We start from the raw sequence: 19881 nt of genomic DNA, 5'->3' as shown, positions 1-19881 counted from the left end.
GAGGCAGAGGGGAAAAGGCATTACTTAAATATTGTTGATATGGGGCTGGGGAGAGGAGATGGTATCTAGGCTAAGCTAGTATCTAAAGATGACTTTGCTGTTGTAGGTGAAATTCACAGTGTTTATTGGCCACAGGTCTTAGTATAAAGCCCTGTTGTGTTGGTGGTAAATGTGGCTCTAAGCTAGGTTTGGTAGGCGCGTGATAAGCGAGTATTAGAAATGTCTGATGTTATGAATTTTTTGTTAGGTCCAGAAATGCCGCCTCACGGGCATTGTTATCTATGGAATGATGACCTTGTTCGCTTGCATGTGATAAGTGACGTTTTAATCACGCTGTCTTATTTTACTATCCCTATCGCCTTAGTGTATTTGGTGCGCAAACGAGAAGATTTAAAATTCAATTATATTTTTGTGATGTTTGCCATTTTTATCTTTGCCTGTGGTGCCACCCATTTAATCAATATATTTAATGTGTGGTATGGGGCTTATTGGCTAAGTGGCTTTGTAAAATTGATTACCGCCATTGCCTCTGTTGGTACTGCCATTGTGGTGTGGCCCTTAATCCCTAAGGCACTTGCGATACCGAGTAATCAACAGTTATTGGATTTAAATCAAAAGTTGCGTGATGAGGCAGCAGAAAATACCAAGCAAAGGGCTGAAATTGAACGCTTATCTAATGATTTACAGCGGCGGGTAGATGCGCGTACTGAAGAGCTCGCAGAAACCCGAGTGATGAAAACACTCTTAGAGCAGAATCAGCTAACCCTAGAGCGCTCAAATGCGGCGCTTGAACAATACGCCATGGTGACCGCCCGAGATATTAAAGAGCCACTGCGTTCAATTGCGGTATTTGGTGAATTATTGTCAGACCGTTTAATGGATAGAATGGCAGAAGACGAGGCGAAATGGCTGGGAATGATGGTGGCGTCAGCAAAAAGAACGACGTCAATGATAGATGATCTACACGAATATTCACTGCTAAAGGCAAAGGGTGATAATGATTCAAGTTCATTGGATGCAGCACTAGAGCGCGCGCTGGAGGACAATGCTGATTCAGTGGAAAGCCTTGGGGTGAGATTGCAACGCAGCCCCTTAGGAGTGTCAAGATTGCCTTTAGAGGTGGCAAGTAAATTGATGTCGCAAATACTTAGCAATGCCATCAAATTTAGCGCCGTAAATAACACCCCTGAAATTGTCATTGGGCCTTTGGCCGACGGTGATCCTGGCGAGGTCGGGTTTTATATTCGCGACAATGGCATCGGTATTGCGAGGCAGTATCGCAACCGGATATTTGGTGTTTTTGAACGCCTCCAAGCTGAACATGAATACGAAGGTAATGGCATAGGCTTGGCGATTTGCCGACGTATTCTTGATGAGTACGACGGCCGAATTATGGTGGAAGGCAGCGAGGGCGAGGGAGCAGAATTTCGTGTTTATTTACCTGCCGCGTAATAGTGCGGCGGGGATTATTCGTCTTGTGGCTTGTTGCCATCGCTGTTTTGAGGGGCTTGAGTAAGTCGTGAAAAGATCTTCTCGGTGGTGTTTTTGTCTGTACGCCAAAGTTGCTGCGCTAATGCAGCCCCAGTTTGTCTGCTGCGGTCAAGATGGCGATTAAAACGTCGGCAATGACGACAAATTATCAGATGCATGCGGATTTTAATGAGTTTCCAACCGCTGTGCTGCTGGTCTATATGGTCACTGGCAAGATCGGTAAATTGCTTACAATTTAGCATTCGCCCGTCTCCTGATAATGGTTAATCGTTTTCATTAACTGTAATCTCGCCCGGTGTAAAACCACTCTGACATTGGATTCACTGAGCGAAAGCGTCTCTGCTATTCGCTCCAAACTGTTCTGTTCTACATCACGCAGTAAAAACACCGCTTTTTGATTTTCCGGTAATATGGTTAATGTGTGTTCAATACAGTGTTTTAATTGATCCTCTTGCAGCATGAGTTCTGGTGTATTGATGTCCCAGTGCGAGGGTGGATTAACCCAATGCCCCTTGTCATCAAAATGTTCAGCGGCAATTTCTGGTCGCACTTCGTCAATGTCGCCAAAGCTGCTGTGACGCTTTTCTTTTCGCAGGCGAGATTTGGCTTCATTGCTCACTATTTGTATCATCCATGTAGACAAGCTGGACCGGCCTTCAAATTTACCAATTGCCTTATAAATTGAGCTCCAGGCTTCCTGTGTTACATCTTCTGCAAACACATCGCCAGCGATTGCTCTAGCAACGATCAGCAGCTTGGTGTGATAGGTGCTAATAAGGTGCTTAAATGCGTTGTTATCACCTTTTTTGAGGCGGGTGATAAGATCTTGATCGCTAATAGACAGTGACACAGAGGGGTCCAAATCATGGCTAGGCCTCTAGTGTCGCCGATCACACTGCTTGCAGGCAACAAGCAGTTGTCTTTCTATTTGCATTAATCATCATTTTTCAGTGGCGCGACCAAGCCAATAGTCAACGCTGACATAGCGACCGCCACCCATGACCAATAGCGCTAGCAGCATGAGTAAATACGTCACTGAGAACTCAATACCGTTATTTAGTACAACAAAATTGCCGCTAGAGGTAAGCCAATCGTAATTGCCGTGGGTTTCAAGTAGTGACCTAGCCGCCGCAAGCTTGTCCACCGATTCGGCAACGCGCTCGTTGGCAAAGGGGGCGCTGGCGTCAGCGATGGCCTGCCAGCCATTGCTCCAATGTACGGTGGTTGCAGCGACAATCATTGTTATTGCCAAGGGGATAGAAATCCACCGAGTAGCGAAGCCTATTAGTAGAAATATCGCTCCCACTACCTCGGCGGCGGTGGCCAAAAAGGCCATTAAATAAGGTGCGGGTAGGCCAAGTCCCCAATCACTATTACCAAACCATTGTGCGGTATCTGCAAAGTGCATCATTTTGCTGCTTCCCGCCATCCAGAAAACGGGGACTAGGTAAAGGCGAAGAGCCAGTGATGGCAGGCCGTTTAATGGTGTTAAGGCATTCCCAATAGCATTCTGTAATTGATGAATTCTGCTAAAAAAATCTACCATAAGGTTTGCTCCGTATACTACTTGTGATTCAAGTGCAGTGATTTGATATATGGAATCATATCGACCGCTTCATGCTTGTGAGACGTGCGGCAGTTATCCTTGTTACACACATTGAGAAATTATTTTTTTTCAGATTGTTGTAACAGTTTGTATTGTTGTTTCTCTTATAGGTAGCGTCGTTAAGGCGTGACCAAATTTACTCTTTCAAATTGACAATTTAAGGTGACGATACAATGAAAAATACTGCGATGACGGCTCTAAGTGCGGCAATGTTAGCTTCTTCAATGGCTTCAGTAGCTATTGCAGATACCAACCCGTTTGCGGCAAAGCAAATGAATAGCGGGTATCAGTTAGCAGATTATGCAAAAGATGCCGAAGGTAAATGCGGTGAAGGAAAATGTGGCGGAGAGAAAAAATCTGCCGAAGGTAAATGTGGTGAAGCCAAGTGCGGCGCAGATAAGGCGTCTAAAGAAGGTAAATGTGGTGAAGCCAAATGCGGTGCAGATAAAGCATCTAAAGAAGGTAAGTGCGGCGAAGGAAAATGTGGCGGCGACAAGTAGTAATATAGTGTAGAAGCCCAAGTATGAACTGATCTACTTGAAAAGATGAGAGTTACCCGTTTTGATAAGGGTAACTCTCATACTCATAACCCCATTATTAAACACAAGGCAGGACTACTAAATTGAGCAAAGGTGCTCAGCTATAGCAGCTCAGACTTGCAAAGCTCCTGCGTATCTACTCCTCTGGAAAGCGCTTCTCTATAACCAGCTCAAACTCATTAGCATTTTGCTGGTTAGTTAGAATGTTGTGCAACACATTCCAAGCATTATCATCGAACATCGGTCCTATGCCAAACCCCTCAAAATGAGTACCTAGGCCAAGAGCATGCATCATCTCATGTACGGCAATATCATAGAGGTTTGCACCATTTGTACAACCATGAGGGTCATCAGAGCCGATATGAAGCATAAGCGGTCCAAATATAACGCCATGCTCGTCATACCATTCGTATCTCACATTATATGGCTGGTCATAGGGGTGAACATTACCGCAGGCAAACCCTGCCGGCTGATTAAAACCGCCTGTGGCAGTTCCCTCGCTAATAATTATGCCTCGCTCGATATCTTCGTCCGCGACGTTCAAAATTGAGTTTCGATCAAATAAAGTCATCCCGACCTTTTCTTCTATGGTATCCATAGCATGGATACCATATTGACTGTCGTTATGCTTCACGGGGATCAACCCTTCGCCGGCAATGTCCCATTTTTTTAAACGGTCTATTGTAGTGTCTTCCCATTGGTCACTTCGAGGAGGCTCTCTATATGGACAATCAGGGTCACCATATACAGTCCCATTTTCTTTCTTAGCAGGGTCATCGCACACAGGGTTAGTGTCCCACCCCCAAGAGCTTGTTCGCGAAGCATATGGGTTAGAATAATTAAGGTTGGTAATCTTTAAATTGTCTAAGATTCCCGCCTCATCGACTACAGGGAGTGAACTTCCCCCACCACCCCCACCGCCACAGCCGGCTAGGGCCACAGCAAGCGGTAACATAAGTGAACAAAAAATCCTTTTCATCAGAACGTCATCCTTTTCATCATAATTAATTGACTGTACCTATTGTTACATGACTAGGTATATCTGCAAGCTCGTACACCTATATTAATAGGTGTTTTTAACTCGATTAATGAATTAAGAAAGCTTGAACCATACTGGTAATTTAATGAATGCTTACCAGAAAGACAGGGGTGCTCCCTTGCTTATTTACTAGCCAAGTTCAATGACTCTTATTATAGTGTGGCCCGCGATATCTAATTTATCGCCAGCCCTGAGGCATAACTATAACTAGAGATTGTAATGTGCAAACAGCAATAGAAAAGAAACGTCTGTTAACGGGCTTGCTGTTGTCATTAGTGACTGTGTTTATTTCAAGTACTATCGCAGCGGTGGGTAAGCATGTATCACAAGATGTCCATGTTTCGGCCATTGTTTTAGTCCAATATGGGATTAGTTTTCTATTTGCCTTGCCCTCTGTGATGAAGGCCGGTCGGCAAGGTATTTTAACCTCACGGCCTCGATTGCATTTGATACGTGGCGTCAGTGGCTGCGCCTGTTTTTATCTATATTATGTTGCGCTTAGTAAGATTTCCTTAGTTGAAGCAAGTTTGCTGCGCTCATCAGCGCCGTTGATGGTGCCTCTGGTTATTTTTGTATGGTTTAGTCAACGAGTACGTAAAGAAGCTTGGCCGCCATTAGTGATTGGATTTGTTGGCGTGATGTTGGTGCTAAAGCCGGGCTTTGCAGATTTTAGTCAGTGGCATGTACTCGCATTGTTGTCTGCACTTGGGTTAGCAGTGTCGATGGTGAGTACTCGGGTGTTGGCGCAGCATGAACCACAGAACCGTATTTTATTTTATTATTTTAGTATTTCTCTGTTAGTCAGCTTGCCCTTTTATTTCTGGAATGGCCAAGCGATACCGACGTCGGCATGGCCCAGTCTTTTGTATATGGGCGTCGCGAGCTATCTTTGTTTTGTGATGTATACCTTGGCGTATCGCTATGTGTCAGCGTCTGCGTTAGCGCCTATCAGTTATTTCGGTGTGGTGTTTTCTGGCTTGTTAGATTGGTTAATCTGGGAGCATATTCCAGATACATTGACCTTTATAGGCATTGCTTGTGTCGTTATGGGTGGCGTGTTGGTGCTTAGACATAAAGAGGCGCCAGCACCAAGTTAGCACTTTGCACCTCATTGGTAAGCATTAGCGTGAATAAAGCGGTGAGAGAGCCGTTTGGTCGCGCTGTTTTGTGTTTCCTTGCTGGCGTACCGACTTTAGGGTGTTCAGTAGTGCGAGCTTATCAATAGTGATCTGCTGGCCAGCAAATAAATGAGCGTCTAGTTGCTGACAACCCTCCGCAAGCTCCGGTAATGCTCGGCTTAAATCACTCAGTGTCATTGGGCGTTTAAAATATGACTGTGCCCAGCGAGTTAAATGCTGTCGTATTTGTGAGTAAGCCTCATCATTTTTAAGAGATCGTTCTAAGTTTTTAAAGGCTTTCCCCTCATCCGTATTTTCGGGTGAGCCTGGGTGTGTTGGCGCTGGATGGCGACCGCGCGCTCGCCACCAAGCCAATGCAAAGCCAATATTGCTAAGAGCCAGCAAGATAAGCGCAGCCCAAAGTAGCGTGGTGTTCGCGGGCTTGCTGCTTGTATCGATGTTGTTTCCCGTCGATGAGCTTTGCTCAACATCTGCAATGCTATTTGAATTGGTAGAAAGTGAATCTGTGGGTTGTGAGTTGCCACTTGCGCTTGCTGCGGGGGCAACGGTGAATTTTCTCTCTGGAAGAGTCGCGTACTCCGCTTTATTACTTGTGGTATTCCACCAGGCAATCTTCACCTCGGGTAATACAAACTCGCCAGCTTGCGTAGGAATAATGGCAAGTGATTCACTGCGAATGCCTGTCCACTTGGATTTGTCATCGCCTTTTTCAATTTTTGCTTGGTCAGGGTAGAGCTTTGCGTGTGCCAAATTAATTTGTGGCAGTGTGGGGAGTTGTGAGCCGAGTAAGCCGTCGGCTTTGATATTCACGGTGCGTGTAACCGAGTCGCCCACTTTGAGTTGGTCGGGGTTTTTGCTCCAGCTTTCTTCTATCGCCATATCAGCGGCAGGAAGCCAAACAGAGCCTTTAAAATCTGCCGGTGGCGGCAATACTTTTACGCGATGTTCACCACTGCGTTTAACCACTAATCGGCCAGGATCTAACATTGAGGGGCGATAGCCTTCCACCCGCGCCTGTAGGGTTAATGTTGGTATGGTGAGTGTGCCGCTCGTTTGCGGATAGATAGCGTAGCGGCGCTCTATGACTTGATAATAGCGGCCATTGATTAGGGTTTGATAGCGATCTTCGCCATTGGCTTCGACAACGGCGTTGTCGACTTCGGGTGCATCCAGCGACGCATCAAGGATATTTACCGAGGTTAGAATTTTTAATGTGTATTGCAATTCCTGCTGTACATACGCTGTACGTGGTGTGACGTCCGACTCCAAGTAGATACTTTCGGTGCCGGCGGGCTGGGATTTTGCGGCTTTACTTACGGTGATGGTGATTGGGCGAGTACTGTATTTACCCATTGGTATTGCCGGAATAGTGAGCGTGCCTTCTCGTTTGGGGACTAGGGTATAGTCCCATTGGCGGCTACTATTTACTTTACCGTTGACGATATTGGTGCGGCTGCTTTGTTGGCGATTAATAATATGAAATTCGTTTTCTAAGTCGCCGATATCGGGTTCGCCAGAAAATAAAATACTGTCTGCGGTTAACGATAAGGTAAAACTTTCTTCACTGGAAACTTGATTGCGATCGACGCTGGCGCGGACATTGGTTTCTGCCAGCGCCGTGTTTATTTGGCAAAACAGTAGTATCAGTATCGCGAATATTGCGGTGCCGTAATTACGTGAATAATGGTCTATCTTAAACATAGTTGCGTTCCTGCGGCGTAGGCAAGCGGTAACTGAATTAATATGGAGCATAGTCTTCGTTGGTACCTGGTTGTTCACCGCGTTGCTGACGATCTAAATGTTGGTAACGAAATTTGTTGCGCAGTAAATTGCCGGGGTTGTCGGGAATTTTACGCAGCCACTGTTCGCGTGCTTGGTCTTCTTCACTCAGTGGTTCGTCGGTTGCTGAGACTGCTGCAGCTTGCTCTTCAGGGCTGTCAGCTTGCTCGCTTTGTTGCTGCTGCGCTTCTAAGGCTTTTTGCACCGCTTCATTTCGTTCGGCGGCTTGGCGGGCATAATCTTCAGCTAATTGTTCGTTGCGCTCTGCATTTTCTTCTTGTTCAGCTTGAGATTGCGGGTCTTGCTGCTCACTCTCATTTTCTTCGTTTTGCTGTTGTTCGGCGTTGTTTTGCTCTGACCCTTGATCGTTTGAGGAGCTATCTTGATTTTGCTGAGAGTCAGGTGAATTTTGTTGTGAATCATCTTGAGACGAGGGCTGGCCGTCTGGATTTTGTGGTTGCTCATTTGAGTCAGCGTTTTGATCTTGCTGATCTTGCTGATCTTGTTGATCTTGTTGATCCTGGCTGTCGCTGTTTTGATTTGACGAGTTCTGATTTGACTGGTTTTGATCACCTTGCTGGCTCTGCTGATTCTCTTGAGAGTCGTCGCCATCTTGAGATTGTTGCTGCTGGTTTTCCTGCTGCTCTTTTAGTTGTTCTAAAAGCGCTTTGTTCTTAGTGGCATCTTCAAGCGAAGGCGTTTTTTCTAGTGCTGCGTCATAGGCGGCGATTGCCTCGTCAAGCTTGCCCGCTTTGGCTAGGGCGTTGCCGCGATTGTAGTGAGCATCGGCAGTATCAAATTGTGCATAGCTGTTGGCCGCGGCTTCAAAATCGCCAGCGCGATATTGGGCGCTGGCTTTCCACATGGGGTCTTCAAATTTATCGGCTGCGGATTGTGGGTCGGTATCGAGGAGTGCCGCAGCTTGTTGGTCGGGTGTTTGCCATAGGTCGGCAAATTCAAACGCCTGTGCACTGTTGGGCTTAGCGACGATCAGCATAGGGAGTAATAAAGGCAGTAGTGTTGCCAGCCAGCTTTTTCGGAACCCTATTAGTGCCAATGGGAGCAGCAATAATACCAGCCAGGGTCCGGCATCTTTCCATTGATCATAATTGCGCTCGCTAGGATTAGTCGCATCATCTTGGCGCTGGGTGCTAGAGGCGGTGTCTACGGATAAACCTTTTATATCAGCGTCGTCTAAACTGAGCTCGCGATAGTGACCATTGCCGGCGGCGGCAAGGCTTTGTAATTCCTTGGTGGTTAACGCCGGCACAATAATGTTGCCCGCATTGTCCCGAGCAAACCCGCCTCCTGGTAAGGGAATAGGGGCGCCATCTGGGGTACCTACGGCAAGTACCGACAAGTTGTAGTCGCTCTTGCTAATAAACGCTGATAAGCCGTCCAGCTGTTGCGGGTTTACGCCATCGCTAATCAGTAAAATACTGCCATCGCCACCACTGCGGTCAAGTAATTCTTTGGCGAGGGTGACACCAGCTAAAGGGTTGCTGCCAGGCATGGGCATCATGCTTGGATTTAATCCAGGAATAAGGGTTAACAGCGTGTTCACGTCGTCGGTGAGGGGGGCGACAACAAAGGCATCTCCGGCAAATACCACCAAGCCGGTTTGGCCGTCACTGCGTAATTGGAGAATATCGCGCAGTTTAAACCGGGCCTGTCTCATGCGAGAAGGTTGGATATCTTCGGCCAGCATAGACGGAGATAAATCTAAAACCACCACGAGGCCGTCGGTGTTTTTATAAAGTGGTGTTGGCACTTTTTCCCAAGCAGGACCCAATAGCGCCAGCCACATCAGGGTGGCGCAAAGAAGTAATACCAGTGCTGATCTACGCGGTGCTCCCTTGGGTTTACCCTCTAATAAATAGGGTAGCAATGTAGGGTCAATATGTTTCTGCCAGCTGCGTTGTTGAAAATGTTGGCGGGTGAGTAAAAAGGCGCAAATGAGTAATGGAATCCCCGTCCATAAAAGCTCTGGGCGAATCCAGTGTAAGGTTATACCAGCAAAATTCATGATGACACCTTGCCTTGTTTATTACCGCCAAAAGATAAATTGCGGTTTACGGCCAGCAACAGCATAGCCGCGCCGGCAAAGAGTAAGGGCCAGTGGAGTAGCGACTTTTCTGGGCGAAGCATTTCCTGTTCTTGCTCTATGGGTTCGAGTGCAGCGATGGCCTCGTATGCAGCTTGTAGCTCAGCTGGATTACGAGCACGAAAGTAATCGCCGCCGGTGTTGTCGGCAATGGTCTGTAGTGTGCCTTCGTCTAGGTCAGCTGATGGATTAACAGTACGAGCACCAAAATTGCTGCCGAAAATGCCCGGCACTTTCATCTCGGTTGCGCCAACGCCAATGGTGTAAATTTTAATTTTTTCAGCAGCGGCCAATTGTGCAGCTTTTAAAGGTTTTAAGGTGCTGGCGGTATCAGCTCCATCTGTTAGCAGAATAAGAACACGGCTGTTTTCAGGGCGTTTACGGAGGCGTTTTATCGCAAAGCCAATGGCATCGCCGATGGCTGTTTGTTTGCCGGCAAAGCCAACTTGCGCCTCGTTCATCAATGTACTTAGGGTGTCTAGGTCAAAGGAAAGAGGCGACTGAATGTAGGCGTTTGTACCAAAAAGAATCAGCCCTAGCTTATCGCCTTGGCGCTGGCGGACAAATTCATTGACCACCGCTTTCACCACGGCAATACGTGGCAGGTTACGATCTTTAATGACCATGTCTTCTTGACTCATTGAGCCAGAAATATCCACTGCCAGCATTAAATCACGCCCCGTGGTGGGCATGGCCACGGGTTCACCAATCCACATGGGGCGCGCAGCGCCACCAAGCAGGGCCAGCCAAACTAAGCTGAGAAGAATAAGGTTGAGATAATTACTGCTGCGAATAGGGCCGCTGTGATCACCTCCTAAACTACGAAGCTGAGAAAAAAATGGGACACGCAATGCCGCGGCAGTCTGTTGGTTTTGTGGTTTAGATAGCCAGCGCACGAATAGTGGCAGTGGCGCTAACAGAAAAATTAATGGCCATTGAAATTCAAACATGGTGACTCCGGTGGCGGCGTATCCACGTCTTACTTTCGGTGATGAGAGCGTCGCGGGGGAGTGGTTTGGCCGACGCTTGATAGGCGGCTTCAAGCATTGAATCTAGTGTTTGGTGTGTAAAAGCGGGTTTGTCTCCGCAGCTTCTGGATAAAAAGTCTATCCAGCGTTTACCGCTAAGGCTGGCAATGTCATTTTTTTGGTGGCTATGGAGTGCCACTCTACGGAGTAATTGATTTAGCAGTTGCGCGAATAACGAGTCGTCTTCGATGGTGGCTAGCGCAGTTAATTCTGACAATGCGGCTCGTCGGAATGCATTTTTGCGCCGGTGTTGGTATAGCCAGAGAGCAATGCAAATTAACGTAATTAACCCTACGCAGAGTACAAACCACCAACCGGGAGCCCACGGAAAACTAGCAACAGGTGCCGGTAAATGAATATCAGCGAGTTGATCTAAGGGCGATGCGGGCGTATTCATTGCTGGCATGGGATTGTTCATATCTGCCCCATCCCGCGCTGCAGTGTTAAGAAATAGGCACTGTCTGTAGACAGCGCTATATGATGAATGCCGCCTCGTTTTAGGCTGGCTTGTAAATTGTGTTGCTCACGTTGGTGACGATTAAGAAATTGTTCCCGCAAGGCGTTGGTTAAGCTTAGCTGTAGGCGTTCACGGCCATTACTCACGGGATAATTACCGTTAGCGGGTAAATTTTCTTCCATTGGGTCACTGTGAGAAATCGCAATGACATCATTATGTCGGGCAATTAAGTGAAGCTGGCGTTCGGCATCGGGGCCGTAACCAGCAAAATCACTTAGTACATAGACGGTTGAACCGGGACGGGTGATACGGCGAAGTTCTTCAAAGGCCGTCGCCAGACTCTGTGCGTTATTTGTTTCTGGTGTTTCTTTGCTTTGGGTTAAACCTTGATTGTAATCTGCCGCGGTGTGGATGAAATTTAACACTGCTTTGTGGCTGCGCCGAGGTCGAACCTCTCTATGGTGCTCGTCGGCAAAGACGAGGCCGCCCACGCGGTCGTTATTTTCTAAGCCTGCCCACGCGAGTGTAGCGGCAACGTGGCAGGCAAGTACCGACTTAAAACAATGCTGGCTGCCAAAAAACATGCTGGCGCGTTGATCAAGGCAAAGTACGACGGGGCGTTCTTTTTCTTCTTCAAAAATTTTGGTGTGGGCCTTTGCTGTGCGCGCGGTAACGCGCCAGTCGATATGACGAATTTCATCGCCACCCTGATATTCGCGCACGTGATGAAAGGCAAGACCGCGCCCTTTAAATGGCGAGGCATGGTTGCCGCCCTGCTTGGCAAAGTGTCGGCGACGGGGTGTAGCCTTCAATTTTGAAGCCGCAAAGCGGGTGTGAATCAACGATTGTTGATCAACGACTGCACCTTTCACCGGCGCGCTGAAATCGCTGCGCAGCGGTTTGCTCATGCCACTGGCACCACCTGTAAGAGGCGGTTGATAATGTCATCTTTTTGAATGCCATCGGCTTCAGCTTCAAAGCTTAAAATGAGGCGGTGACGTAATACATCGTGGGCAATGGCTTGAACATCATCGGGACTCACGTAGTCGCGATCACTTAGCCAAGCATGGGCGCGTGCGCAACGATCTAATGCCAGGGTTGCCCGTGGGCTTGCCCCCACTTCAATCCAGTTGGCGAGCTCCGCATCAAGGTGTTCTGGGTTGCGGCTGGCAATCACTAGTTGCACCATATACTCCTCAACCGCCTCAGCCATGTGTAAATCTAAGATTTGAGTTCGCGCAGAGAATAAGGTGTCTTGGCTGAGTGGCTCTGGGGTGGCAACTTCGCCACGGGCTTCGGCTCGAACGCGACGAAGAATTTCTAGCTCTGCATCGGCATCTGGGTAGGCCACGTTGACGTGCATTAAAAAACGATCGAGTTGTGCCTCTGGCAGGGGGTAAGTACCTTCCTGCTCAAGGGGGTTTTGGGTTGCCATTACCAAAAATAGGGGCGGTAAAGTAAGGGTTTTACTTCCTACGCTTACTTGGCGCTCTGCCATTGCCTCCAATAGGGCCGACTGGACTTTGGCTGGCGCACGGTTTATTTCGTCGGCTAATACCAAATTGTGGAAGATAGGGCCGGGTTGAAATTCGAAAACCCCGGTCTCTGGCCGATAAATATCACTACCTGTTACGTCTCCGGGGAGTAGGTCGGGTGTGAATTGAATACGTTGGAAGCTAGCATCAATCCCATCAGACAAGGTTTTGATGGCCTTGGTCTTTGCCAGTCCCGGTGCGCCTTCGACCAGTAAGTGGCCATCGGCCAGTAATGCAATTAGTAGACGATCAACTAGGCTTTGCTGGCCAATAATTTGTGAGGTCAGCCAATTGCGCAACTGGCCGATTGATTGTTTTTCCGTCATTGGGAGGTCCCTTGCCGAGCGAGTGTCATGATCCGTTCTTGTGACACTAAAAATGGGGATTTGATCGGTAAATTCAAGGGAAAAATTAGCCTTGCTGCATTTTTATTGTTGATACAAGGCGGTTTTTTGCTGTCTGCCTGTCATTTAATCGCTGTTTAGTGATTTGCTTCTCTGGCTACGGCTTCGCTAAGGGCGGTATAGGAATCCATCAAGCATTGCTCGTATAACTCAGGATCAGAGAGCGAGCTGCTACTGCTTAGCACCGATAATGTCATCACCCCGTTGTAGCTCATGGCAACATGAAATAAGCCAAGGTGATCAACAATTAACCCCAAACCAAGCATATCCACTAACTTGGCATCGTTAAAGTAAAGCGGCACGGGCGGGCCGGGAACGTTGCTGACAATTGTGCAGGCTGGTAGCGCTACGCCGCCGGGCCAGCGGGCAAGGGCAGACAGCGCTCGCAACACAAACGACTCGAAACCACTTGGTAACTCTTTAATCAATGATGTGATAGCCGTGCGGCCTAAGGTTTTGGAAAACTGTTTGGCATTGTTTGATGCATCACGCACTGCTTTTAAGCGTTGTAGCGGGCATTCGATGTCAGTGCGAAGCGTGGCAATCATCATGGAGATGGCATTGCCTGCCTCGCTGCTTTGACGATTGCGAACATTAACCGGAATCAGCGAGGCCAGAGGGTTGTCGGGAAGGGTGCCGAGTTTAATAAGGTAGCTTCTAAGTGCGCCACCAACAATGCTGAGAATGACATGGTTGACTGTAGTTTGTGGATAGTGTCGGCGAATTTGTCGTAGCCGTGAGAAATCTAGCCTCACCAGTAATATATTTCTATCGGCGTTAACACGGCTGTTGAATGGCGACTTTTGCCAGCTAATGGTGGGTGTATGGTCGTCCTTAATCGAACTACTTGCTCTTCTAAAAGAAGGGACAAGTTTGCGTGCCTGCCAAGCTAAGTTCAGTGGTTTTCGGAAATTATTGATACAGGCTTGGCGGGTAATATGCCACTGTTTGGGTGGAGTGCCTGCTTGCCAATTATCGGTTGTTGGCGTGTGATCCGCTGAAAAGGCTGTGGGTTTTAAATTGTGGAGCGCGGATAATATTTCAGTGCCCGACATGCCATCCATGGCGGCGTGATGCACCTTAACGTACAGACCAAATGCACCCTTTTCGTACTCTTTTAGCGCACCTAGGCCATGAATAACGTGCACTTCCCAAAGTGGTCGAGTCATGTCCATGGCTTGTGCGTGTAAGGTCGATAGTAAGGCGGGCAGTCCTCCGGGGTGGTCTTTTATCGAATGGCTGACTATGTGTTGATCTAAATTAAAATGCTGATCTTCAATCCAATAGGGGTGATCTATATCATAACGAACCGGTAATAAACGGCGTCTAAAAATGGCTGAGCTAGATAAGCGTTGTTTAAATGTTTGCCGTATTTCCTGCTGTAAAAAAGCTTTATGTTTAACTGTGCTGGGTTGGTAAATTAACAAAGCAGCAATATGCATGGGGGCATGCTGTCGTTCATTTAAAGTAAATAAGGCATCCAGGCCATCTAGCTGTTGCATAGTAGTGCGATCCACTTTTATTTAGTTTGTTGCATGCTGTGACAACCATAAGTTCTTTTTGTGGCAACTGTGTGTCACCAAGCGGGTACGGTAAAACCACTTTGTATCCCACTAACATGCGACTGCTAACTGGACAAAAAAAGCAGCAATAACTGGGCCATCTTTGGGCTTGGTTGGGCCTTCCCAGTGCTTCAGGGTGACTGCTCACAAATCAAATTATGTTAGTGAGGTACGGTTTCAATTCACACGATAAGACAATTAGGAATAGTATGGGTTTAGCTGTACCACTGAATTTTCAGCTAGAGTTGATGCGTTTTCTATACACCTTAAGGCACTGAAGTGCATCAAGGTTTAAGCTAGCTTGATAATCGTTCTTTATGCTCTTTTTTTATTGCTAGTGTCGACGTCATAGACGCTGTAGGGCTGGTGAGGTGGCACAGCTATGGTTTATTGCTACTCATTATTACGCTCGAGCTCTGCATTAATTGCATGTTTATATCTGGCAATACTTTCATCGGGCCAAAATTTGCTACGTTGATAATACTCTGTCATTACGGGTACCGAATTATCTAAAGGCACCCAACTTTGTTTAGTAGATGTGAATATATGTATATCCGGAGGGCAGCAGCTGGGATTATTAAGTGTTCCTACACGAACAAAGCATACAGCCTTTTTCGCAGCCCCATAATTACTCCAAAGTGCTGTCTTACATGAAGGGCATCTAATAATATCTTGCCCAGCTCCGCTATTGGTAGGCGTTTGAATTATTTCGGGATAACCTTTCACTAGCTGTATATTAGCAGCTTCAATTAGGGCATTGATGGCAAAGGCCGATCCAGTTTCTTTTTGGCACCAAGTGCAGTGACAGCAGTGCACAAACATGGGGGATTCAGTTAATTCATATTGAATTTCACCGCATGAGCACTGACCTTGATTATTGTCCTTATCTATCATCTTTTGTGTTTCCTTTTTTACCCATTCCCTTTTCTGGATGACTGAATCTTAGTGAGAAACAATCCATGTCATTTGATAATGACATGAACTGATGGTTAGTCTTCGTCCTCTGAGCTAACAAATGATTGTGTAAGTAATGCTGCAGGAATCTCTTTGCAGCCGGATACATTCTGTCCAGCCCATAATGACGTAAAGTCACTGCTGCCCTGACTTTCAGCTTTACTCCTTAGTGGCGCGATAGCACTTCCAGCCAAAGGGAAATCTGGGGTATTTTCATTAATTGGCCCAAGTTCCCTTACAAGTCGATTAATAATGGCCCGTGCAGGGCGACCGCTAAAAACATTGGTGACGGCAGTCGTTGTCGCCGCTTCGCTTTTTAATGCTGTGCGATACAAGTTACTAGTTTTCGCTTCCGGACAAAGCAAGTAAGCAGTGCCAATTTGAGTGCCTGCAGCACCAAGAGACATGGCGGCAGTGACACAATGTGCGTCCGCTATGCCACCCGCAGCTATGACGGGAATATCTATGGCCTTAACTATTTGTCGTACTAACGAGAGGGTGCCTAATTGGGTGTGGATGTCGTCTGAAAGGAACATTCCTCGATGACCTCCCGCCTCAAGCCCCTGCGCAATTATGGCATCTACGCCTTTTTTTTCGAGCCAGCGAGCCTCTTCTACAGTCGTGGCTGACGACAGTATTTTAGCGCCCCAACTACGAATCTTATTCAGCATATCGGATGATGGAAGGCCAAAATGAAAACTTACAACTGGAGGTTCAAATTCCGCCAATATTTCAATGGCCTCCCAGCTTATTGCAGTGCTACTTGGACTGGTAATCGCTGAGGGCCTATTAATACCTAACTCATCATAATATGGCGAAACGATGTCTCGCCATTTATTATCCTGCTCTACGTTGGGGCTTGGCTCTGAGTTGCAGAAAAAATTTACATTGAATGGGTGGCTCGTTTGCTCTCTTATGATTTGCAACTCGCTGCGCAAGGTATCTAGACTGAGCATGGCGCAAGGTAGGGAGCCAAGTCCTCCTGCATTGCAGACAGCAACGACAAGTTCGCTACCTGCTATACCTGCCATAGGTGCTTGGATAATGGGTAATTTTATCCCAATAAGCTGTTGTAAGTTCATTTCATCTCCTCTTTGTAACTCGCCTTGTTATTTTATAATAAATTTGAAACTGAACTTTGTGCCCATTTTGGTTGGGAAAAGTGAGGAATTTTGAATCTCATAGCCCTTTGTGTAGCTGATTAAATATTTTCAGTCAGGTTTTAAGCAGCTCGCTGATATCTAGATGTGCTTCTAAGCAATCGGCAAGCCTATCAATATTACTTTCGATTATGCTGGTGTAATCTAGTTCGTCAACCTTGGCGATGCCGGCCCATCTGAGTAACTCATTGCGAGTTTCGCTTTCATCAAATAAGCCGTGTAAGTAACTGCCGATGATTTGCCCATCGTCGCTGCGGGCGCCGTCGTTGTGAGTGTGTAAATTGGCAAAAGGACGGTCAAGTGCTGGACCGCTGCTAATGCCGGCATGAATTTCATAGCCGCTGATTTTGGCGTCACTGGCTATTAATTTTCCGCTGACTTGGCGTAGGGTTTTTTCGCTGCCGAGGGTGGTTTCCATGTTAAGAAAACCCAGTCCATTGCTGGAGCCGGCATCACCTTCAATTCCCTGAGGGTCGTGGACGGCCTTACCTAGCATTTGAAAGCCGCCGCATATGCCAAGTACTTTGCCGCCATAGCGAAGGTGTTTTTGAATATCGCTATCCCAGTTATTGCTACGCAAATAATCAAGGTCGCGGCGGGTGCTTTTACTGCCGGGAATAATAATAAGGTCGCAGGGCGGGATGGCTTCACCCTTGCCAATAAAACACAGGTCTACCTGTGGGTGTAAGCGAAGTACGTCTACATCGGTGTGATTGCTTATACGGCTTAACACCGGTACCGCAATTTTAATGGCTTGTTCAGATACGCATTGCTGTTTATTAATGGCGTCTTCGGCTTCTAAATGTAAGTCGTGAATATACGGCACAACCCCTAATACTTTTTTACCAGTGCGTTCTTCTAGCCAGTCGAGCCCAGGTTGCAAGAGGGCGATATCGCCGCGAAAGCGATTGATGATAAAACCTTTTACCCGGGCTTGTTCGGTGGCTGAAAGTAATTCTAAGGTGCCAACGAGGTGGGCGAATACGCCGCCGCGGTCGATGTCGGCAACAATGACAACGGGGCAGTCTACGGCTTCGGCAAAGCCCATATTGGCAATGTCGTTGGCGCGTAAATTTATTTCAGCGGGGCTGCCGGCGCCCTCTACCACGACGACATCGTATTGTTCGCAAAGGCGCTGATGTGATGTTAAAACGGCAGACATCGCGCGTTTTTTATAGTTATGGTAATCCTGCGCGTCCATATTACTGAGCGCTTTACCGTGAATAATGACCTGTGCGCCGGTGTCACTATTGGGTTTGAGTAAGACCGGGTTCATGTCCGTGTGGGGCAGTAATCCGCAGGCTTGAGCTTGTACGGCTTGGGCGCGACCTATCTCGCCGCCCTCTGGGGTAACAGCACTGTTTAGCGCCATATTTTGAGGTTTAAATGGGGCGACCTTTAAACCGCGACGTTTAAATACGCGGCACAGTCCGGCAACCGTGACACTTTTACCGGCGTCTGACGTGGTGCCTTGAATCATTAATGTTAAGGTCATGGTTGTGTCACTTAATATTTTTGGCTTAGTTTATTTGCTGTATGTCGCTGTCGAATATGCAAGTATGTGCACCTAGTTCTTCAATCGTTATCCTCGACATCGATCGAGGATCCGCATCTCTCGGGTAGCAGCATTACTCGTTCTCGACTATTACTGATCTTGCCAGCCGTCGTGCATGATTAGCTCGTCTAAATTTTGACGTTTTGCCCACTGTTCAATTTCTAACATGGGACGGGAATAAAATGCTTCAACTGGGCCAAGGCATAATACCGCAATGGCGCGACTTCCCTCTGGCATCCGGAGTAATGATTGTAGGGAAAGGGGATCAAATAAAGATACCCAGCCCATGCCGAGCCCTTCGGCACGGGCGGCCAACCACAAATTTTGTATGGCGCAAGACGCGGAGGCCAAGTCCATCTCTGGTAATGTGCGACGACCGAATACATATTTCTCGCGACCGTCCATTAAGCAAACTACCAAGAGTTCGGCGCAGTCTTTAATGCCTTCTACTTTTAGCTGCATAAATTCGTCTTCGCGTTCGCTGAGGGCTTGGGCGGTTTTGATGCGCTCTTCTTGGACTAGTTGATAAATTGCTTCTCGCAGTTCGGGTTTACGAACGCGAATAAAACGCCATGGCTGCATAAAGCCAACACTGGGAGCGAGGTGAGCGGCAGCGAGTAATTTCTTTAAGGTGCTTTCTTCAACCTCTCCACCGATGAAATGACGCATATCCCGACGTTCGGCAATAACACGGTAAATGGCGTCACGATCGGCTTGTTTGTAGCTCAAGGCATTGTCGTTTGGCTTGTTCACTGTGGATTCGTCCTGCTGCTTAGCGGCATAAAATAGCTTTGGCCTTCGCTGGTAATCATGGTCAGTGCTTGGTCGTAGAGACGCTCTAAGGCCGTGATCGTTAGCATGGCAGACGCATCTCCCCAGCAGGCGTCACCATTGGGGTAAAGTAACACGATTTTATTGCACCAGTGCGCCGCTAAATTTAAGTCGTGGAGGCAAAGTACCACGCCGCATCCGGCATCGGCTTGATCTGCTAATAAGCTCATAATTTGGACTTGGTGTTTTAGATCAAGGTGGTTGCTGGGCTCATCTGCCAGCCAGAGTTTAGGGCTTTGGCACAAGGCCGTGGCGATGGCGAGCCGCTGACGTTCGCCGCCAGAGAGGGTGCTGATTAAGCGATGTTCTAATGCGCTTAAATCGAGTTTTTGTAGAGCTTGGCGGGCAATGGCAAGGTCGTCTGCGGTTTCTATATCCCACGGTGAAATAAACGGATGACGGCCAATCATGACGGTTTCTAATACTGTGGCGGGGAAGCCTTCGCCGTTGTTTTGAAACACCACGGCTAATTGCTGGGCTACCTGCTTGCGGCGCATTTGATGAATATTTTTTTCGCCTAGTGTCACGCTTCCACTACGCGGTTTATGTAAGCCTGCGAGGGTGTGTAGCAGGGTTGTTTTGCCCGCGCCATTGGGGCCGAGTATGCCCCAGATTTCGCCTGGTTTAATTTGCAGTGATAAAGGCGTACCGTCACTGCGCTCTGGAATGTCGATGATTAAATCGGAAGTGGTAAGCAT

Annotated in this window: 19 protein-coding genes; 3 read left to right on the top strand and 16 right to left on the bottom strand. The window is 47.6% G+C overall.

Going from position 1 to position 19881, the window contains the following annotated elements; translation table 11 throughout:
* Positions 1-219 precede the first annotated feature (219 nt).
* Positions 220-1452 carry a sensor histidine kinase gene (locus AELLOGFF_RS15575; protein WP_159269850.1) on the top strand — a complete coding sequence of 411 codons (1233 nt, stop codon included), beginning with the start codon at positions 220-222 and terminating at the stop codon, positions 1450-1452.
* Positions 1453-1466: 14 nt separating this feature from the next.
* On the opposite strand, the gene AELLOGFF_RS15570 is transcribed toward AELLOGFF_RS15575, so the two are convergent.
* The 3 genes from AELLOGFF_RS15570 to AELLOGFF_RS15560 form a co-directional block, all read right to left on the bottom strand.
* The gene (locus AELLOGFF_RS15570; RefSeq protein ID WP_159269849.1) at positions 1467-1733 is read right to left on the bottom strand and encodes a hypothetical protein; all 267 of its coding nucleotides are present in this window, start codon (positions 1731-1733) and stop codon (positions 1467-1469) included.
* A complete protein-coding gene (locus AELLOGFF_RS15565) occupies positions 1727-2341 on the bottom strand; it encodes a sigma-70 family RNA polymerase sigma factor (protein ID WP_159269848.1) in 615 nt (204 codons plus the stop codon). The genes AELLOGFF_RS15570 and AELLOGFF_RS15565 overlap by 7 nt, the downstream gene beginning before the upstream one ends.
* Before the next feature lie 90 nt (positions 2342-2431).
* The gene (locus tag AELLOGFF_RS15560; RefSeq protein WP_159269847.1) at positions 2432-3037 is read right to left on the bottom strand and encodes a DoxX family protein; all 606 of its coding nucleotides are present in this window, start codon (positions 3035-3037) and stop codon (positions 2432-2434) included.
* A gap of 233 nt (positions 3038-3270) precedes the next feature.
* On the opposite strand from AELLOGFF_RS15560, the gene AELLOGFF_RS15555 reads away from it, so the two are divergent.
* Positions 3271-3597, top strand: a complete 327-nt coding sequence (locus tag AELLOGFF_RS15555; protein ID WP_159269846.1) for a hypothetical protein — start codon at positions 3271-3273, stop codon at positions 3595-3597.
* A gap of 175 nt (positions 3598-3772) precedes the next feature.
* Here AELLOGFF_RS15555 and AELLOGFF_RS15550 read toward each other — a convergent pair whose 3' ends face one another.
* Positions 3773-4615, bottom strand: coding sequence for a hypothetical protein (locus AELLOGFF_RS15550; protein WP_159269845.1), 843 nt, complete (start codon positions 4613-4615; stop codon positions 3773-3775).
* A gap of 281 nt (positions 4616-4896) precedes the next feature.
* Here AELLOGFF_RS15550 and AELLOGFF_RS15545 point away from each other — a divergent pair, with 281 nt between their 5' ends.
* A complete protein-coding gene (locus tag AELLOGFF_RS15545) occupies positions 4897-5772 on the top strand; it encodes a DMT family transporter (RefSeq protein WP_159269844.1) in 876 nt (291 codons plus the stop codon).
* A 24-nt stretch (positions 5773-5796) separates the two neighbouring features.
* On the opposite strand, the gene AELLOGFF_RS15540 is transcribed toward AELLOGFF_RS15545, so the two are convergent.
* The 12 genes from AELLOGFF_RS15540 to AELLOGFF_RS15485 form a co-directional block, all read right to left on the bottom strand.
* Positions 5797-7515 carry a BatD family protein gene (locus AELLOGFF_RS15540; RefSeq protein ID WP_159269843.1) on the bottom strand — a complete coding sequence of 573 codons (1719 nt, stop codon included), beginning with the start codon at positions 7513-7515 and terminating at the stop codon, positions 5797-5799.
* 37 nt (positions 7516-7552) lie between these two features.
* Positions 7553-9619: a VWA domain-containing protein gene (locus AELLOGFF_RS15535; RefSeq protein ID WP_159269842.1), complete on the bottom strand. Its 2067-nt coding sequence runs from the start codon at positions 9617-9619 to the stop codon at positions 7553-7555.
* On the bottom strand, positions 9616-10647 hold the full coding sequence (locus tag AELLOGFF_RS15530) for a VWA domain-containing protein (RefSeq protein WP_159269841.1): 1032 nt from the start codon (positions 10645-10647) through the stop codon (positions 9616-9618). Before AELLOGFF_RS15530 ends, AELLOGFF_RS15535 begins: the two co-directional genes overlap by 4 nt.
* The gene (locus AELLOGFF_RS15525; protein WP_159269840.1) at positions 10640-11143 is read right to left on the bottom strand and encodes a DUF4381 domain-containing protein; all 504 of its coding nucleotides are present in this window, start codon (positions 11141-11143) and stop codon (positions 10640-10642) included. The genes AELLOGFF_RS15530 and AELLOGFF_RS15525 overlap by 8 nt, the downstream gene beginning before the upstream one ends.
* Positions 11140-12090, bottom strand: coding sequence for a DUF58 domain-containing protein (locus AELLOGFF_RS15520; protein ID WP_159269839.1), 951 nt, complete (start codon positions 12088-12090; stop codon positions 11140-11142). Before AELLOGFF_RS15520 ends, AELLOGFF_RS15525 begins: the two co-directional genes overlap by 4 nt.
* Positions 12087-13043, bottom strand: coding sequence for an AAA family ATPase (locus AELLOGFF_RS15515; protein WP_159269838.1), 957 nt, complete (start codon positions 13041-13043; stop codon positions 12087-12089). Before AELLOGFF_RS15515 ends, AELLOGFF_RS15520 begins: the two co-directional genes overlap by 4 nt.
* 155 nt (positions 13044-13198) lie before the next feature.
* Positions 13199-14623 (bottom strand): wax ester/triacylglycerol synthase family O-acyltransferase, encoded by a 1425-nt coding sequence (locus AELLOGFF_RS15510; protein ID WP_159269837.1) that lies wholly within the window; start codon positions 14621-14623, stop codon positions 13199-13201.
* Between the two features lie 453 nt (positions 14624-15076).
* Positions 15077-15577, bottom strand: a complete 501-nt coding sequence (locus tag AELLOGFF_RS15505) for a GFA family protein (protein WP_159269836.1) — start codon at positions 15575-15577, stop codon at positions 15077-15079.
* Positions 15578-15672: 95 nt separating this feature from the next.
* Positions 15673-16719, bottom strand: coding sequence for an NAD(P)H-dependent flavin oxidoreductase (locus AELLOGFF_RS15500; RefSeq protein ID WP_159269835.1), 1047 nt, complete (start codon positions 16717-16719; stop codon positions 15673-15675).
* Positions 16720-16852: 133 nt separating this feature from the next.
* Positions 16853-18292, bottom strand: a complete 1440-nt coding sequence (locus AELLOGFF_RS15495) for a cobyric acid synthase (RefSeq protein WP_159269834.1) — start codon at positions 18290-18292, stop codon at positions 16853-16855.
* Between the two features lie 150 nt (positions 18293-18442).
* Positions 18443-19105, bottom strand: a complete 663-nt coding sequence (bluB, locus tag AELLOGFF_RS15490; RefSeq protein ID WP_159269833.1) for a 5,6-dimethylbenzimidazole synthase — start codon at positions 19103-19105, stop codon at positions 18443-18445.
* The gene (locus tag AELLOGFF_RS15485; protein WP_159269832.1) at positions 19102-19881 is read right to left on the bottom strand and encodes an ABC transporter ATP-binding protein; all 780 of its coding nucleotides are present in this window, start codon (positions 19879-19881) and stop codon (positions 19102-19104) included. The genes bluB and AELLOGFF_RS15485 overlap by 4 nt, the downstream gene beginning before the upstream one ends.

The organism is Zhongshania aliphaticivorans, assembly GCF_902705875.1.
Taxonomy (GTDB): Bacteria; Pseudomonadota; Gammaproteobacteria; order Pseudomonadales; family Spongiibacteraceae; genus Spongiibacter; species Spongiibacter aliphaticivorans_A.
The sequence above is the reverse complement of the archived record's forward strand: the minus strand, read 5'-3'. Positions and strand labels throughout refer to the sequence as shown.